At 66.0% G+C, this 16,494-nt stretch carries 13 protein-coding genes and 4 pseudogenes; 12 read left to right on the top strand and 5 right to left on the bottom strand.

Annotated features, from left to right (window positions below; all coding sequences use genetic code 11):
- Positions 1 to 66: 66 nt before the first annotated feature.
- The 4 genes and pseudogenes from OHB49_RS43460 to OHB49_RS46065 all read left to right on the top strand — a co-directional run.
- Positions 67 to 453 (top strand): transposase, encoded by a 387-nt coding sequence (locus tag OHB49_RS43460; protein ID WP_329167114.1) that lies wholly within the window; start codon positions 67 to 69, stop codon positions 451 to 453.
- A 356-nt stretch (positions 454 to 809) separates the two neighbouring features.
- Positions 810 to 1,331: a hypothetical protein gene (locus OHB49_RS43455; protein ID WP_329167113.1), complete on the top strand. Its 522-nt coding sequence runs from the start codon at positions 810 to 812 to the stop codon at positions 1,329 to 1,331.
- Between the two features lie 407 nt (positions 1,332 to 1,738).
- Positions 1,739 to 2,593, top strand: coding sequence for a reverse transcriptase domain-containing protein (locus OHB49_RS43450; protein WP_329167111.1), 855 nt, complete (start codon positions 1,739 to 1,741; stop codon positions 2,591 to 2,593).
- A gap of 104 nt (positions 2,594 to 2,697) precedes the next feature.
- A pseudogene (locus OHB49_RS46065) lies at positions 2,698 to 3,248 on the top strand (transposase); the annotation flags it as partial.
- Positions 3,249 to 3,252: 4 nt separating this feature from the next.
- Here the strand turns inward: OHB49_RS46065 and OHB49_RS43440 are convergent.
- On the bottom strand, positions 3,253 to 3,375 hold the full coding sequence (locus OHB49_RS43440; RefSeq protein ID WP_329167109.1) for a hypothetical protein: 123 nt from the start codon (positions 3,373 to 3,375) through the stop codon (positions 3,253 to 3,255).
- A gap of 1,421 nt (positions 3,376 to 4,796) precedes the next feature.
- Here OHB49_RS43440 and OHB49_RS43435 point away from each other — a divergent pair.
- A pseudogene (locus OHB49_RS43435) lies at positions 4,797 to 6,458 on the top strand (IS200/IS605 family accessory protein TnpB-related protein).
- A 208-nt stretch (positions 6,459 to 6,666) separates the two neighbouring features.
- Positions 6,667 to 6,930, top strand: a pseudogene (locus tag OHB49_RS46060) (WhiB family transcriptional regulator); the annotation flags it as partial.
- 30 nt (positions 6,931 to 6,960) lie between these two features.
- Here the strand turns inward: OHB49_RS46060 and OHB49_RS43430 are convergent.
- Positions 6,961 to 7,263, bottom strand: coding sequence for a hypothetical protein (locus OHB49_RS43430; protein WP_329167108.1), 303 nt, complete (start codon positions 7,261 to 7,263; stop codon positions 6,961 to 6,963).
- 348 nt (positions 7,264 to 7,611) lie between these two features.
- Between OHB49_RS43430 and OHB49_RS43425 the strand changes: the two are divergent.
- Positions 7,612 to 7,951: pseudogene (locus tag OHB49_RS43425) on the top strand (transposase); the annotation flags it as partial.
- A 313-nt stretch (positions 7,952 to 8,264) separates the two neighbouring features.
- Complete coding sequence (locus tag OHB49_RS43420; protein WP_329167106.1) at positions 8,265 to 8,897, top strand: C40 family peptidase; 633 nt, start codon at positions 8,265 to 8,267, stop codon at positions 8,895 to 8,897.
- A 144-nt stretch (positions 8,898 to 9,041) separates the two neighbouring features.
- Here the strand turns inward: OHB49_RS43420 and OHB49_RS46055 are convergent, their stop codons facing one another.
- Positions 9,042 to 9,467, bottom strand: a complete 426-nt coding sequence (locus tag OHB49_RS46055; protein WP_443079718.1) for a DUF3732 domain-containing protein — start codon at positions 9,465 to 9,467, stop codon at positions 9,042 to 9,044.
- Between OHB49_RS46055 and OHB49_RS43415 the strand changes: the two genes are divergently transcribed.
- The 3 genes from OHB49_RS43415 to OHB49_RS43405 all read left to right on the top strand — a co-directional run bounded on the left by OHB49_RS43415 (position 9,439) and on the right by OHB49_RS43405 (position 10,982).
- Complete coding sequence (locus tag OHB49_RS43415; RefSeq protein ID WP_329167104.1) at positions 9,439 to 9,660, top strand: hypothetical protein; 222 nt, start codon at positions 9,439 to 9,441, stop codon at positions 9,658 to 9,660. The genes OHB49_RS46055 and OHB49_RS43415 overlap by 29 nt on opposite strands.
- Before the next feature lie 366 nt (positions 9,661 to 10,026).
- Positions 10,027 to 10,464 (top strand): IS110 family transposase, encoded by a 438-nt coding sequence (locus OHB49_RS43410; RefSeq protein WP_329167103.1) that lies wholly within the window; start codon positions 10,027 to 10,029, stop codon positions 10,462 to 10,464.
- The gene (locus tag OHB49_RS43405; RefSeq protein WP_329167102.1) at positions 10,464 to 10,982 is read left to right on the top strand and encodes a transposase; all 519 of its coding nucleotides are present in this window, start codon (positions 10,464 to 10,466) and stop codon (positions 10,980 to 10,982) included. The genes OHB49_RS43410 and OHB49_RS43405 overlap by 1 nt, the downstream gene beginning before the upstream one ends.
- Before the next feature lie 68 nt (positions 10,983 to 11,050).
- On the opposite strand, the gene OHB49_RS43400 is transcribed toward OHB49_RS43405, so the two are convergent.
- A complete protein-coding gene (locus tag OHB49_RS43400; RefSeq protein WP_329167101.1) occupies positions 11,051 to 11,866 on the bottom strand; it encodes a hypothetical protein in 816 nt (271 codons plus the stop codon).
- Between the two features lie 2,426 nt (positions 11,867 to 14,292).
- Entirely contained in the window at positions 14,293 to 15,405 is a 1,113-nt protein-coding gene (locus OHB49_RS43395) for a transposase (protein ID WP_329167100.1), read from the bottom strand.
- A gap of 596 nt (positions 15,406 to 16,001) precedes the next feature.
- Here OHB49_RS43395 and OHB49_RS43390 point away from each other — a divergent pair.
- The gene (locus OHB49_RS43390) at positions 16,002 to 16,472 is read left to right on the top strand and encodes a hypothetical protein (protein ID WP_329167099.1); all 471 of its coding nucleotides are present in this window, start codon (positions 16,002 to 16,004) and stop codon (positions 16,470 to 16,472) included.
- Positions 16,473 to 16,494: the final 22 nt, after the last annotated feature.

The raw sequence follows: 16,494 nt of genomic DNA, 5'->3' as shown, positions 1-16,494 counted from the left end.
CAGCATGATCAGCAGGCATGCTCGGGGCTGTTTCGAAGATCGTTGCAGTTGTCGAGGTGTCAGTTGTTGCTCCGTCCCCGTTCCGGTGAGCAAGTCCCGTCCCTGACCGCGCAGATCGCGCGGGCGAGCAACCCAGGCGGTACGACGGCGATGTGGGTGAGAGACCGGCTGGACGGGCTGTGGTGCGACGAGGACTTCGCGGGCTACCCGCGCGACGGACGCCCGGGCATCTCGCCCGCCCAGCTGGCCACTGTCTGTGTGTTGCAGTTCCTGCTCGGTCTGTCGGACCGGAAGGCAGCGGAAGCAGTTCGCTGCCGCATCGATTTCAAGTACGCCCTGGCCATGGAGCTGGATGATCCCGGCTTCCACCACAGCGTGCTGGCCGACTTCCGCGAGCGCTCACCCGGGGCGACCGCGCCGACAGCCTCCTCGATCTGGCGCTCGCGCGCGTGAAAAGGCCGGACTCGTACACGAGCGCACCACGCAGCGCACCGACTCCACCCACGTCCTGGCCGCGTTGCGTGACCTGACCCGGCTGGAACTGGTCACCGAGGCCGTCCGTGCCGTGCTGGAAGAAGTGGCCCGCACCGCTTCGCACCTGCTGACCGGCCTGGTCGACGAGGACTGGGGACGCCGCTACGGCCGTCCGGTCCGTCTGGGCAAGAACCCCACCCGCCCCAAAACCAGGATCCTTGCCGCTGGTGACGACGCCTGCCGACTGCTGCAACGCCTCTACCGGCACGAATCGGGTTACCGGCCCGGACCACAGGCCGAGGTGCTGCGGCAGATCGTCGTGCAGAACTACTACCGTGAACACGGCAGGCCGCCTGCGCTGGCGCACTGCCGACGACGGCGGTCTGCCACCCTCCTCGGCGATCGTCTCCCCCTACGACACCACGGCGCGCTACGTGCGGCACGGACACATCATCAGCTGGAAGGGATTCGCTGCGCATGCCACCGAGACGTGTGCCTCCGACACCGCCAACGTGATCACGGACGTGGCCACCACCTCGGCCGCCGCGAACGACGGCCAGTCCCTGCCCGGCATCCACACCCGCCTGGCGCGTCGCGGACTGCTGCCGGCCGAGCACCTGGTCGACGGCGGCTACACCTCTCTGGTCCGCCTGGAACGAGCCGCCCGCGAACATCAGGTCGCCGTCAGCGGGCCGTTGCCGGGCAACCCCACCCGTCAGCACCGCAGGAACGAAGGCTTCGACCGGGACGACTTCCACATCGGCTTCGACCGCCGACGGGCACCTGCCCCCGGGGCCAGGTCAGCCAGGGCTGGCACGGCCCCTACCCGGCCTCCTCGCCCACCGAGGCACCCCTGATCGTGGCGCGGTTCAACAAGAACCAGTGCCAGCCGTTTCCGGACCGCCCTCGGTGCACCAGTTCCCACGAGAGCGCCCGGAACGTGGGCGGTCAGTGACCGACGAAGCTTCTTCACCGAGACCGCCGACCGCCTTCCAGACCTTCCTGGACCAGAACGAGATCCCCCGACCGTAGTCCTGGCGAACCCTCGGCAGCTGAGCCCGACCATCCAAGATCCCCGACAGAGTCAAGCTTAGGCACGGTGCGTATCCGGCGGGCGGAGGAGCGCACCGGGAATTGGGCGTCGGTGGCCCGGACGTCCCGGGCGAACTCGTTCGCATCGAAGCCGGCATCGGCCAGCAGGAGCATCGTGTGGTCGAACACACTCAACACGCCGCCTGCGTAGGTGAGGATGGACCGCGTCCGGATGAGGATCAAGGACAAGCGGGTGCTGGCACTGGTGAAGGCATTCCTGAAGTCCGGTCTCCTCACGGAGCTCGGGGAACATCAGGAGACATTCACCGGCACTCCGCAAGGGGGCATCATCTCCCCGCTCCTGGCGAACATCGCCCTGTCGGTGCTCGATGAGCACCTGCACCGGGCATGGGAACCAGACGGAGAGCTGTCCACCAGCGGTCGGCGCGAACGACGGGGTGCCAAGGGTCTGCCCTCGTGGCGGCTGGTCCGCTACGCGGACGACTTCGTCGTCCTGGTCAAGGGGACCAGGCAGGACACCGAGGCACTGCGCGAGGAGATCGCCCAGGTTCTCGCACCGATGAGGTTGCGGCTCTCGGAAGCCAAGACCCAACTGGTGCACCTGAGCGAGGGGTTCGACTTCCTGGGGTTTCACATCCAGTGGCGCCGCAAACGCGGAACGGACAAGTGGTACGTCTACACCTTCATCGCCGACCGGCCAGCCCGGTCGGTGAAGGCGAAGATCCGTACCCTCACCCACAGAACATCGCAGCAGGACCTGGCCGTGGTCCTGGTGAACCTCAACCAGGTCACGCACGGATGGGCCAACTATTTCAGGCATGCCGTCGCAAAGCGCACCTTCAGCAACCTGGACAACCTCGTCTGGTGGCGAGTCATCCGGCTGCTGCAAGAACGGCATCACTGGAACTGGACGGACGTCCGCAGACGGCTCACCACCCCCACCGGGCGGTGGCGGCCGATCAGCGCGGGCGAGATCGAGTTGCGGAAGATCAGCGCGATCCCGGTCACCCGGTATCGCTACCGCGGCAACACGATTCCCAACCCCTGGACCACTGCAACCACCTGACGGCAGAGACCGTGGAGAGCCCGTTGCCTAGTAATAGGCACGGCGGGTTCGGCGAGAGGTCCGGGGAGACGGGCCGGGAGCAATCCCGGCACCGCGCCCCGGGCCTACTCAGCGACGAGGCCGGGCAGTCGATGACTCCGCCGCGTGCCAGGACCTGGGGTCGGATCGGATAGACCCCGGTTGTACGGGTGCGTGGCCGGGGCTCCGGGCGGGTGTCGATGGCGGGCATGGCCTGTTTCAAGCCGGGCCGGCGGTCCCGGCTCATCCATGCGATCCGCGAGTATCGCGGACGCAACGATGAGCCGAAGGGCTTCGGATGGCGGGACTTCCGTGACCTGGTCGTCCGCGCTCGGATCCAGCTTGGGGGCCCGATCGTGCTGGTCTGGGACAACGTCCGCCTCCATCTGACCGCCGGCATGAAGGAATTCATCGAGGTGAATGCCGCTGGCTGACCGTGTTCCAACTGCCGGCTTACGCCCCTGACCTCAATCCGACCGAGGGCATCTGGGCGCTGGTGAAGCGCGACCTGGGCAACCTGGCCGCTGCGGACCTCGGCGAGATCACCAGAGCCGTGAAACGTCGGATCAAGAAGATCCAGTACCGCCCTGCCCTCGTCGACTGCTGCATCACTGCCACCGGCCTGAGCCTGGACGGCCGGATCACGCATCCCAGTCCGCATAGTCTCCGATCGCCACGTCGTCGCAGAAGGTCTCCCAGAACCCGTTGTCCGCGAGAGCGGTCCCGTCGATGCCGGAGACGAGCTCGCGCAGTTCTTCCGCCATTCCTCGAACCTCTCCTCGTTGCCCTCCGCATAGAACGGGAAGCGTGCGATCACGGCTGCGATACATCGGCTGAACGAGTCGAGGTCGCAGTTCACGTGATGGGTCGTCGATGACTCGACACTGGGGATCTGCACCACGTGACCACTGGCCACGTCGACGGCGATACGTCCGAACAGGCCACTCGTCGCGGTGGCGACCAGCCCCCGTTCACCGATCCCCCCGAAGCACACCGGTTCGCTCGGTGGCCGGTACTCGTATCCGATCAACCCACCTGGGATACCGGTCTCCCTGAGATCAACAGCGATATGGGTGCGCGCCTCGGGTGGCGTCTCGATGGTGATCAAGACGAACTCGGGCTTCGGTAGCTGCGGCAGGAGCTGGCTCACGGGAAGATCCTCCCGATGGACTGCCCGGCAACACCCATAGCCCCGCGAGGCGGGCAACTCCCGCCGGGCAGCCGACCCCGACATCACCTATTCAAGTTCAGTAGCCCCTTTCGCCGGGGTTGAACTCGCGCTTCGGGGGCTTGTTGGCGACGCGTATCCCGGACAAACTCGTCCTCAACTCGGAGGGCATTTAACGGCATTGTTCCGTGAGCGTCCCGATTGCGCTGCCAGTTTTCGTGCTGCATCTATCAAGTTACGCTCGTCAGGGGTAAGCAGGTTCGTGATCTTTGCATTTTTGAGCGAATCGTTTAGAAGGGCATGCGAGGCTCCTAGGCTCAGGGAGTAGGACCACATGCTTCTCCCCTCACCGCTCTCATTCCATTCTGCCGCCCAGCTCAGCAGATGACCTATTCTCTGCTCGGATGTAAATCTCAGGGCCGAAGCCTTTCTGTGGGTATGAGAAGACAAAATATCTGTGACTCAAAGACGCAAGATCAACGACAATGATCACCGGCCCCTGCTGCACGACACGAGTCAGGCGCCAGCGGGCCGCGTGCGATCTTAAGGGCAACTAGTCAGTAACTATTCAGTGCTGGAGACACCTTCAGATAAGGCCAGCTACTCACAACTCTTAGTGAGGTTCCGTAGGGGCGACTTGGCCGCGCTCGCACAGTTCTACTGGTCAGGCAGAACCGGAACGTTGCCGTGAGCCAGTTGCTCAGTGACCGAAACCGCCCCCGCCGGCTACTCGGTCGGCCATATGCGAAGCAGCACGTCTCAATGAATTGCCTGAGCGTGCAATCATGCTGGCCGAACGAACACTATTATTCCGGCAGGCGCAGCAGCTGTAGTTCGTAAGGTGTGGGGTTGCGAGCTGCTGTCGGTTTACTGCATGAAGTGAGTGATGGTGAGCGGGAGTGAGCCCTGTGGGTGGGTTGGTGGACGTGGGAACGGGGGTTCTGGGGTCGAATGGGTGACCTTGGTGGCTGGTGCTCGTTGGGCTGGGTGACAGGTGTACAGCCCCGGGGGGATGGGGTGGGTGACTTGCGGGAACTGGCGGCCTCCTTCGTGGTGCCCGGCCCGTGCGGGGTGGCGATCCGCGACCGTCTCAAGCACCTCACGTCCCAGGACGAGGTGGTTCTGCGTGCGGTCGGTGCGCATCAGGGTGCGCTGGCTTCCCGTGATCTCAAGGCCCGCTGCGCGGACGATCTGGAGCACAATGCGGACACCTGGGCGGCGCGTAAGCGGGAACTGACCGGGGTGTCGTCGTCGCGGATCGCGGGTGCGATCACGAAGAGCCACGCATGATCAGTGGGCGCCGGCGCGCCGTTGCCAGGCGGCGCATATCCAGAACCTGGCGGCCGGGATCAGGACGCTGCGGCACCGCCTGTCCCTCCCGCTCGGGGAGAAGGGCACCAAGCGCGCGGCTACCGGTCGAAGAACGAGTGGTTTAGCAAGTCCCGCCGCCTCGCGGCACTCGAGGCGCGGCACGCCGCGGCTGTAGCCGACTGGCAGGCCGGACGGCTGCGGGTGGTGCGGGGCGGCAAGCGTTCCCTGAACACCCGCCACCACCTCGCCCAGGCCGGTCTCACCGAAGACGAGTGGCGGGAACGGTGGGAGGCGGAACGCTGGTTCCTTGCTGCTGATGGTGAGTCGGGGAAGCGGTTCGGGAACGAGACGATCCGCGTCACCCCGGACGGCGAAGTGTCCATCAAGCTGCCCGTTCCGGTCGCGCACCTGGCCAGCACCGGGCACGGCCGGTACACCCTCACCGGCCGTATCGGGTTCGCGCACCGGGGTGCGGAGTGGGCCGACCGCATCACTGCGAACCGGGCGGTGGCCTACCGCATCCACCTCGACACGCAGCGCGGCCGCTGGTGCCTCACCGCTTCCTGGCAACGCCCCGCCGTGCAGACCGTCCCGCTGGAGACCGCCCGCGCTCGGGGATGATCGGTGTCGACACCAACGCGGACCATTTCGCTGCCTACCGGCTCGACCGGCACGGCAACCCCGTCGGCGGGCCGCACCGCTTCGGCTACGACCTGTCCGGTTCGGCCGGTCACCGTGACGCACAGATCCGCCACGCGCTGACCCGGTTGATCAACTGGGCGGTGCGTGCCGGTGTCGCCGCGATCGGCATCGAAGACCTCGCCTTCACGCCTGAGAAGACCCGCGAGAAGCACGGCAGCAGGAAGCATTTCCGGCAGCTCATCTCCGGTATCCCGACCGGGAAACTCAAGGCCCGGCTGGTGTCGATGGCCGCCGGGCACGGTCTGGGCGTTGTCGCGGTCGGATCCGGCCTACACCGGCCTGTGGGGTGCCCAGCACTGGCAGAAACTACTGGCCACCCCACGTCGAAAGATGTCCCGTCACGATGCCGCCGGCATCGCGATCGGACGACGCGCCCTCGGACACGCGATACGGCGACGGGCGACACCGCCCCCGCACGACCGGAGTGATCGTGCGGGGCATCGGACCGCCCAGGCCGCACCAGGCGACCAGGGGCGTGAGGGAACCCGCCCACCCACCACGGACCGGCCCCCTGGAACCAAGCACATCCAAACCCGTTCGGGATGCGACCCGAACGCAGCAGTGGGTCGAAGACTCACTCACGCACTCGTTAGGAACGGTTTCCCGTCTCACCAGGGGAGAGCGGGCAACTTGATCGATGGGACAACGGCCCTTCAGGCGCCCTGACACGCCGCGCACAGCAGCTTCCAGGGCCTATTCGAAGGTCGTGAACCGCTCCGGGCCCCGATGCGTATGGGTAATACGCGACCGTCCTTCGGTTCCCGTCATCTTCCTCTGGTTGCGTCCGTTCCACAGAAAACGGCCCCCCACGCTGCTCCTGTCTTGCAACCGTGTCAAACGTCCGACTGCCGCCCTCCCACGATGAGGTGCCCCAATGACACACGACCATATGTTTCCGAACAGCGACGTGCGTGGACTCGCGGCTACAGGCGCCGTGCCTGCAGAACCGGCCGGGCCCCTCTGTGCTGGATCGGATCCGTCCATGTTCTTCCCCGATGGCTTCGGTCCTGCTGTCGACTCGCAAGTGATGGAAACCAAGCAAGTGTGCTTTGCCTGCCCCGTTCGGCTTAACTGCCTGACGGAGGCGATCCGATTCGATGCAGAGGAGGGGATCTGGGCTGGATTCACCCCGCGAGAGCGAAGGCGCCTGAGCTCCCGAGCAATTGCCCTACCAAAGTTCGATCACCAGTTGATCGAGAGAGTTGCGGCGGGCCACATCGTCGAAGTCGACGTGCTGGAACGGTCGGCGGTAGTCATGGGCCTGTACCGCCGAGGGTGGGACGAACTTCGAATAGCCGATGCTATGAAGCTTGCCCCCTTCGCGGTACGGATGGACATGCGAGCCCAACTTGAACTCGAGTTCTTCATCCGTGCGCATGATCGAGCGAAGCAAATGTGCGCAGAATATGCAATGTAGCTCAAACCGGGCGGCCGGCAATCCTGCGTGATCCGCCGATGGCTTCTCATCCACGGTCGCCCAGCCTGAACTTCGCGGTCGCACGCAACCGCGCCAGACCCTGCACCGGGCAACGTGAGCCAGGCACCCTGTGGCACCACCGGCAGGACGAACCGGACGATCATGCCCTCGGTCAATCCCGAGGAGGCCTGGCCATCAAAATCCACCTTGGCTGCGGCAGACCTCTGTCCATCCTCCTCTGCTTGGCGTTTAACATCGCAGGTTACTCGACCTGCTCAGATCCCAGGACTCGTGCGGCACGCGACGCGGCCGTTCTTCACGCTTCGAGATGTCGAGTAACGAGGCATGAAGGAACGGCCGCTGACGATGAGTCTCCCCGTCGACGCGCCCGCAGGCGAGGCAATGAGCGCGTTGTCCCGCTTATGCGTCGACTTCTGCTACTGCCTGTACAGCCGTGCCGAGGCGCTCTTCGAGCTCACCGACGCGATCTTGTGCGCGGACGGGCCGGTGAAGACCCTGGTCGAACTCTGCCTGGCGGTCGAGCACCGACGGGGCCACGAGGCCCTGTATACCGCGTTGGAACGGGGCTGGCTGGAGCCGACGCCGTTGCGCTGCACGCTAGCCGGCCTGCCACTTCCGAAGTCCGCCGACGGGCGGATCGTGCTGGCCGTGGACATCACCAACTGGTGCCGTCCGGACGTCCCGACCAGCGACGACCGGCTGTGCTGCCACGTCTACGGCGCGGCGATCGGTGTGGATCTCCGGGCAGGGCCGTCTGAACCAGTTCCGTCTCGTCTACGTAGGTCCTCCCAAGCTGCAGAATTGGAAAGAAGGCGGTCCCGATGGTGTCGATCAGAGTTCCCCGCGTGGCTGTATCCGTGGCTGTCCTGATGGCCACCACTGCCACTGCCACTGCCGCGCCGCAGTCCGGTGATGCCCCGCCAAGACCTGATGGCCATAGGGGTGATACCGACGTAAGCAAGCTCCGGGCGAATACGCGCACCGACCGTGCCTCAATCCGGCGGTCACTCGACTCGGCTGCAGAGGAAGCCGCAATGGAGGCCCGGCGGGACGCGGCCGCAGAACAGGCTGACATGGAGGCCCGGCGGGATACGGCTGCAGAGGAGGCTGCACTGGAGGCCCGGCGGGATATGGCCGCAGAGGAGGCTGCGCTGGAGGCCCGGCGGAGCATCGCGCGCAGGGAGGCCGCTGCCACTCTGCGCAAGAAGCAGGCCCAGGCCAAGCAAAGAAGGCTCGCCCGCGAGCGAAGGGCCGCAGAGCGGCAAGCCGTCCTGGAAGCGCAGAAGATAAGAAGAGAACACTCGGCACACGTTCCGGCCGCGGGCCGAGTCAGGATTGCGCTGAGCGAGGCTCTCGCTCAGCGTGGAAAGCCCTACGTCTGGGGGGCGGAGGGCCCCTCTTCCTTCGACTGCTCGGGACTCATGCAGTACGCCTATCGCCGTGCAGGCCTGGAGCTGCCTCGGACAACATGGGGTCAGATCAACGCCGGCCGACGCGTACCGGTATCCGAGGCCCGGCCCGGTGACCTCGTCTTCTATCGCGGCGCTGCTCATGTCGGGATGTACATAGGTGACGGCCGGGTCATCCATGCACCGCGGCCGGGCCGCAATGTCACGGTGCAGCCGTTGCACGCGATGCCGGTCTATGCAGTGGTGCGCCCCACCTGACCCGCATCACACTCCGCCCTTCAGGACGGAGAGGAGACGGACTCCTGCGGAGCAGAGTGTGGATTCTCGATTCTCATGACCACAGCCGATGGCCTGACCTGGAGGCCCTCGGCTGTCTCATCCGTGGCCAGCCAGAGTCTTGTCTCACGATCTTGGCCACCGAGCGTTGCTTGTCGTCATAGATGTCACGGGCTGGCTTACCTTGCAGCAAGCCTCTGCCTCACGTACAGCGCTGATTAGTTGCCCCACCAGGTCACTCGCCTGAGTCGTAGTTAATTTAGTGCTCAGGGACGAGTTCCTCGCCGTTGCTGCGCCTCCATCGTGCATGAACAGCACTGCGGAAGGTTTCATCTCCAGGTCACCATGCTCAAGGACGATGACCTGGAAGAAACCGGCGAGGGATTCGATGCTGGAGTGGATCGCCTCGTAGGGATTGAGGAGCGTGGCGCGGGCGGATCCGAACCCGCCGCCGCGAGTCTCGTAGGGGAGTCCGGCCTGCGAGGGTTGATCAAGGATGAGGAAGCGCGGGACCGGGCTGTCGATGTCGTTGAACCATTCGTGCAGGCTCATCTCCCGCAAGGGCGCCCCGAACATCAAGGGCCTGGGCAAGCTCCGCTACGTCGTCGAGCAGATCTGCGCCCTGCTCCACCAGTTCCAGCACCTCGCCGTCCGCTGGGAACGGCGAACCGAACTCCACTATGTACCTGTCTCGTTGGCATGCGGCCTCACCTGCTGGAGACGCCTCAAGAAACACCGATCGTGATCGTGTTACGAGCTGATACGACGTCCGCATCGTCGCCGCGGGACGCGTGGATGCTCTTGAGCGAGGCTCCCGGGAGTTTCATAGGATCCGGCATCTCTGATGGAAAATTGGGCTCCTGACTTGTTGAATCGACCCCAGACGCTCGGTCTGCAGCCGTAGCGTCCAGGGTGTCGGCCGGCATGGGCCCGCAGTGCTCCTTGCCGCCCTCGGGCTGGCTCACTGATAGCGTGCCGGCGCCGGCCGACACCCGCGCGGTGTGGCTCGACAGAGGCATGAAGGTGACGCAGTGACTTCAAGTCAGGGTGCCCACCGCACTCTCCTTCCTGTCTCATCGAGTGCAAGGGCAGCAGTCTGTGATCTTGATCGGTGTCGATCCCCACAAGTCATCCCACATCGCCGTCGCCATCCGCCAGCTGGTGCGAGCAATGGCCCGACCGTCGCTTCGCGGTCGAGGGTGCCGGCGGCCTGGGCCGCTCGCTCGCCCAACAGCTGGCCACCGCGGGCGAGAACGTGGTCGACGTGCCCTCCACCCTTTCCGCTCGGGCCCGACTGCTGGCCACCGGCGGCGACCGCAAGACCGACGCCAAGGACGCCCTCCACGTTGCCCAGGCCGCCCTCTTCCGTCATGACCTGCGCCCCGTGGCCCAGGAAGATCAGACCACGATCCTGCGACTGCTGACCGAGCGCCGAGACGACCTGGTCCACGAACGCACCCGCGTCCTCGACCGACTCCACGCTGTCCTGCGCGATCTCCTGCACGGCGGAGCACCCACTGGGCTGTCGGCCGACAAGGCCGCCGCCTGATGAAGGGCATCCGACCGGTCACGGCCACCGACAACTGCCGCCGGGACATAGCCCGTGACCTGCTGGCCGACCTGCGCAGACTGGACCGGCAGGTCAAGGACAACGAAGCCGAAATGCGCGAGGCCGTCGCTGCGACCCGCACCACGCTGACCACTCTGCCGGGCCTGGGCACCGTGCTGGCCGCGAAGGTCATCGGCCACATCGGGAACATCAGCCGCTTCCCCACCGAGCACCACTTCGCCAGCTACACAGGCAGCGCACCCCTGGACGCCTCCAGCGGCAACAACGTCCGCCGCCGGCTCAACACCGGCGGCAACCGCGCGCTGAACTCGGTTCTGCACACCATCGCCATCTGCCAGATCCGCGACGGCGGGCGCGGGCAGGACTACTACCTGCGCAAAATCAGTGAGGGGAAGACGCCGTCCGAAGCCCGCAGGGCCCTCAAACGACGCCTGTCCAACGTGGTCTACCGGATCATGAAACGCGACCAACGCACCCACCTCGATCAAGCCGCTTGACACACAGAGGCGCTATGAAGTGGTTCTGCGATCGAACCGATGCTCGCGCCCCAGTCGAGGGCGAGCGATCAGCTTCGCCGAACGAGCTGGTTGCGTTCGTCGAGGCCAATCGCAAGACGGTGTCTTTCCGGCGCGTCGGCCAGGTCCTCGGGCCCGACAGTGACCAAGGAGGCGCAGCTACGCATCCGTTCCAGAAGTCTGTCGCCCTTGTCGGCATGGCCCTCAGCAGGACGTGCCTCGGGTATCCGCTCGTCGAGCATCACAAGGCGGCCGGAGCCATCGGCCCAGGGCTGCACGGCGAGGACGGAGAACTCTGCGCCGGCGGGGAAGAGGACCTCATCAGGTGTCCCGGTGCGGTCGATCACTGCCGTGCGCCTCGCAGTGCGGCTCCAGATCGCGTACAGGACATTCCCGCCGAAGATGGCCTTGCGGATGGTAGCGGCCACAAATCCGGGCTCGACAACGGTGGTGCCGGAGATGTACACATCGAGTGCGGAAGCGGGGAGTTGCGCCGTCCGATAGGCGATCCCACTGTGCACCGGCAGCATCCGGAGCCCGGACACCACGCACACCGCAGCATCCCTGATCTGCGGGTTCTGTTCGCGTAGGGCGAACTCTATGCCGGGCAGATCGCCCTCCAGATACGAGCGCAGGGCGGCAAGGTCCGAGGTGACACCGTTAAGCGACTTGCGGGACAGCGCACCGCGCAGGGCGGGGTGCTGTGCCAGTACATGGTTGACAGCGATGAGGTGGGTGTCGCACCGGGGGCCGATCAGATCTCGCCAACCTCGTCGTTCCTCGTCCGTACTTCGGTCGGTGCGTCGGACCAGGAGGGTGAGGGAGGGTGCGGGCTCGGCCTGCTCCGGATCCCGGCTTGGTCGCATGCTCAATGCTGGGTCGGGTTCGCTGACGACCGGGGCCGACTGTGGCTCCTCCGGCTCCGCCGGGACATGCGGGCCAGCCGGGCGGGTCCCTTGTGTGTCCGGGGTTCTGTGCGGGGGAGGGTTTCCCACGGACCGAGTGTCGGTGCCAGATCCATTGCCGAGCGTTGCGGCGTCGTCGTTCGGCGCGCGCTGGGTCAAGAGGGCGGCAATGGGAGCTACTGCCATATCAACCCCGTCTCCTTCGACCCGCGGAACCGGCAAAGGCGTGGGTGGCGGTAGGTTGCGCTGCGCATGGCCCGGCCCGGGGCCGACTGCATCGGCTCCTGGGGTCGATTCGGCGGTCGCCCGCGGGCTGGGTTCGACCACCGGTTCAGCGTGAGGTTGCGGTTCCTCCGCCGGCATCGCCACGGTTGTCGCGGCTGGAATCGATGTAGCGGCGGGTATCGGGTGCACACCAGAGATGGCACGGACCCCGGGCCCTCCGAATACCTCAGGTGCCAAGGCTGGTCCTTCACGTGCCGATCGGGCGGTAGTGGGGAGGCTCTCGGCATTGTCCGTGACCGGCTGCACTGCTGAAGCCTTGGCAATGGCTGGAGTCAATGAGGCGGGCGCTGGTCTCCATGAGGCGTTGATCGCACTCGTCCCGGTTGAACGGATGGGTTCAGGTGCTGTGGTCAGAGGGCGGAAGGGATTCCACCTCAGTTGTGCCTGCCCCTTCCGGGCAACGGTCTCTCTCAGGGACTCGGTCGTGGCGACGTTGATCCTCACCCGGTAGCGGTTGGCCAGCATCTGAGCGAAAGAGCCCCTGCCGCCATCAGCTGCCGAGCGCATGACCAGCCGCATCCCTGGCAGCAACGAGGGGTCGAGACCGTCAAGGAGCGTCTGAAGCGACCGACGCTCCCGAGGGCGTGCCGCGTCGCCGTCCGCGAAGACAGTCATGACCTCGCGGTCAGGCACCAACTCACCGACTAGCGTGTTGTACTCAGGGTCCCCCTGCCCTGCCGTGAGGTAGAGCCCGGCTTCGACCCTCACGGGAATCGTGTTTGTGGGTAATGTGCTGAGACTGTTGTGCAATCTGGCGTTCCACGAGGGGGCCGGTAGCAACGCTCCTTCCCACATGTCCGGCTCGCCGGGTGCGAAGCGCACCCAGGGGCTGAGCGTCCCATCGGAGCGTGCCCCGTGCACGTCACCGCCGCCTTCACACAAGCGAAGTCCGGCCGTAGGGGCGGTGATCTCTACGCCGATGTTCTCGGCGAGCTCCCGGATCGACTGGCGTGCCGCCTCGGCAGATGCCGCGTAAGGCCAGATGAGCTGGGTCTGGCGAGCGGTCTCCCACGGCAGTTCGCTCAGCAGCGCGGTGCAGGCAGACATGAGAAGAGGATCGACACCGTTCGCCTGCACGATCACTCTGAAATCGGCACTCGGTCTGATTCGGGAGGCGAACTCGACAAAGCGGGGATCCGGTACACCGAGGGGCCCCAAGGTCAGCCCGGCCGCCACACGCCCGATTCTGGCACTCGGCACAGCGGGGTGCCGGCCGGCGGCGGTCAGGGCGCGCTCCCACGCAGGCCGGGGATGCAAAGCACCATATGGTTCCTGGGGCCGATCGGGGCGCACTCGGTACCATTGCCAGAAGCCCTCCCCCCAGGTTCCGTCCAGACCTGACGTGATCACACGTCCTGGTTCGAGGGATAGCTGCCCCTGGGTTGCGACCAGGTCGACCCGGTGCTGGACTGCGAACGCCTGGGCCACTCGCATGTCGAGAAGCGGAAGCAAAAGGCGCACAGCGCGTGGTGAGTCCGGCGGCAGCACACTCAGGAGGGGAGCGATTATGTCGAGGATGGCCTGGCTCGGGGCCCCGACGCCAACAGCGATTGCCATACGGTCCGATTCCACGGGAATGCTCGCCACTCGGGTCGCATCCTGTATCGACGGGGTTCCCGAGTAGAGCCAGATGCCCGCCGGGATCAGCCGTGCCTTCCAGGGTCCAGGCGGGGCGGGCAGCCCAGCCGCCAAATACTCCTCCCACCACGGCTTGGTGTTGAACACTCCGTTGGACAATGCTCCCGACCACTCGTACGCCGTCACCGGCGGGGCGTGCATCACAAGCCCCCCAACCTCACTGACGGTTCCCAGAAGCGGATCCGGCAGATGCTTGAACCGAGATGACATGGCGACCCCCTTCGAGACGTGTCCACACTCGCGAGCCTGGCAACGGACCCGGAGCTGCTCCGGATTCCCTCTGCTTCATCTGTCTCCCCGGGATACGAGGGCGCCGATGGGCCGGTTCACCGGCGAGCCCGCGCGAAGCGCTGGCGCCTCAAAAGTTCCGGGGCAGGGCGAGCTGTTCAGCACCTACCGCTACCGGGACTAATCGCAGTGCACCGGGTTTAAGTACTCTGCTCAGAATTTCGCGAACTGGGCTGTCAGGCCGCGAGGATGAGGGGTTTGAGGTGAGAGGTACGGCTCCCGCCGAGTGGGGGGCCGGTCAGCCATCGGTTGATGCGGATGATGTTGAGCGCGGTGGCGGCGAAGTCGTGGCCGACTGAGGGCAGGTCGCGGTAACGGGTGCGGCGGATTTTGGTGACGCGGACGGCTTCGAGGGCCTCGTGCCGTTCTCGTGGCAGGAAGGTGATACCCCTGCCCCGGCGGCCGGTCGGGGGCTTGGTGCATGACGTCTGCTTCAGGCACGAGCTGCAGTGCTCGCGGAGAAGAAACACCTTGATCACCGGGGTCCCGTTGCGGTGGTTCTTCTGCTCCCACCACTCGAAACTTCGATGTCCGCCTGGACATACGGCGCTCTCGTCATCCCAGCCGATGGTGAAGTCGGCGCGGGAGAACCCCTGATCCTCCCGGGACTGGCGGCTGCTGTCGTGCGGGGCGGGGCCGGGCAGTTCCATACCCTGCTCGGTCGCAGCCAGGACCAAGGCGGCAGTGGTGTAGCCGGCATCCACGACATGCACGTCCGGCAGCAACTCCCACCCTGTGAGCGTCTGGTGGACCGGTTCGATCATCTCCGTGTCCGTGTCCGCGGCCACGGCGTCGGTGGTAGCCACCTGCGTGTTCACGTGCGGTGTATCCGGCTCGCAGGTCTCGGTCAGATGCATCTTGTAGCCGGTCCAGCCCCGTCCGCGCTTGATCCCGTAGCGGGCATCGGTGTCGGAGGGCGAGCACAATCGGTGATGAACTGGCGGGAGGTCCTTTCCCTCCCGCCAGCGCACCCCCTTCTCGTCGCGGTGGTACTGCTGGATCCAGGCATTCCGCAGCACCTGCACCGCCTCGATCTTGCGCAGCCAGTCCGGAGCCGTGGAGGCGTAGGCCGCCTCCAGCAGGACGAATTCCGTCCCGCCCGACCGGCTCTGACCACTGTTCACGGACCTCTTCGCCCTTGGGAAGCGGTAGTCGTCCACGCGCGGCCCGTAGCGCTCAGCCCACTCGGTTGCAACCAGGCCGGACAGCCATGCCGGGGCCGCGACCAGCGCCTCCAGTGCGGCTCGCAGCGTCTCGCCGACGAACTCCATCCGGTTCAGCGTCCGCACCGCCGCGAGCACACGCGTGTAATCGGTCCGCTGCCGGCCACCAGCCCAGCCCGCGCAGGCGTTCCAGCACCAGCTCTAGCCTCGCCTGTTCCAGTCCGTGCTCGATGAGACGGGAACGGAACAGGCTCAGTACGGAAGCTTCGAACCCGGGATCGTCCAGCTCCAGGCCGAGCAGGAACTTTCAGTCCATCCAGGCCCGCACCTGGTCAGCGGCCTACCGGTCGATCAGCCCCTCCGCATACTGCAACACCGACACCAAGACCAACGCCCCCGGCGAGACAGCCGGACGTCCCCGCACTGCGAACGCCTCGTCCTCAAACAGTGGGCCTAACGCCTCCCGGATCCGCACCTCGAGCGTCCCCTTCGGGAACGCCGCCCGCACCACCCGGGCCGTCAGCTCCGGCACCCCCTGATCAGCCCGAGGCTCCAGCGACATCCCTCTCGGCCCTCCCGCCCACAACCACAACAATCGTGGAGGACCAACGACCTAGCCCTGCCCGAATCACGGATTCCTCAGCAGAGTCCTTAAGCCCGGTGGTGAAGCGATTCTGAACGCTGCTCTGACCGGCAGATTAGAGCGGATCCACGCCGAGGCCTTGCCGTTGCTGGCGTCCGACTCGTACGCCGACCTCCTGCGCCGCTCACAGGAGAAGCAGCGCTGGGCGGCCGCGTTCTACCGGGCTGTACGCGAGACCGCGCGCCGTGCGGTGGCGCTGCTCGCGGCAGGGAACACCACGGCGCTGCAGGCCGCAGAGGCCCTCGCCGATCGGCTGGCCGCCGAGCGTCAACTGCAGTACGTGATCTACCGCAACGGGGCACGGGTGCCGACGCAGGCGGAGGCCACGACGCCCGGCCGAGGTGGACTTCGACGCAGCCGATCCATGGGCCGTGTCAATGGAGTGCGGCGGGTCAAGGCTGCGGGTGAGGCTGAGCACGACCCCGCCGCCGACCTCAGGAAGGGCCTCCAGCTTGTCGAGGGTTGCGGAAGGCACTTCTTCCTCACCCGCTTGTCTGGTCTAATTCGGTCAGATGTTGTGAGGGTTCTGTGCGAGTGGGGTGCGCTGTGACGCTCCGATCGATCGCTCGGCA

It is taken from the genome of Streptomyces sp. NBC_01717, from assembly GCF_036248255.1.
Classification (GTDB): Bacteria; Actinomycetota; Actinomycetes; order Streptomycetales; family Streptomycetaceae; genus Streptomyces.
Note: the sequence above shows the minus strand (reverse complement) of the source record. Positions and strands in the feature narration are given on the sequence as shown.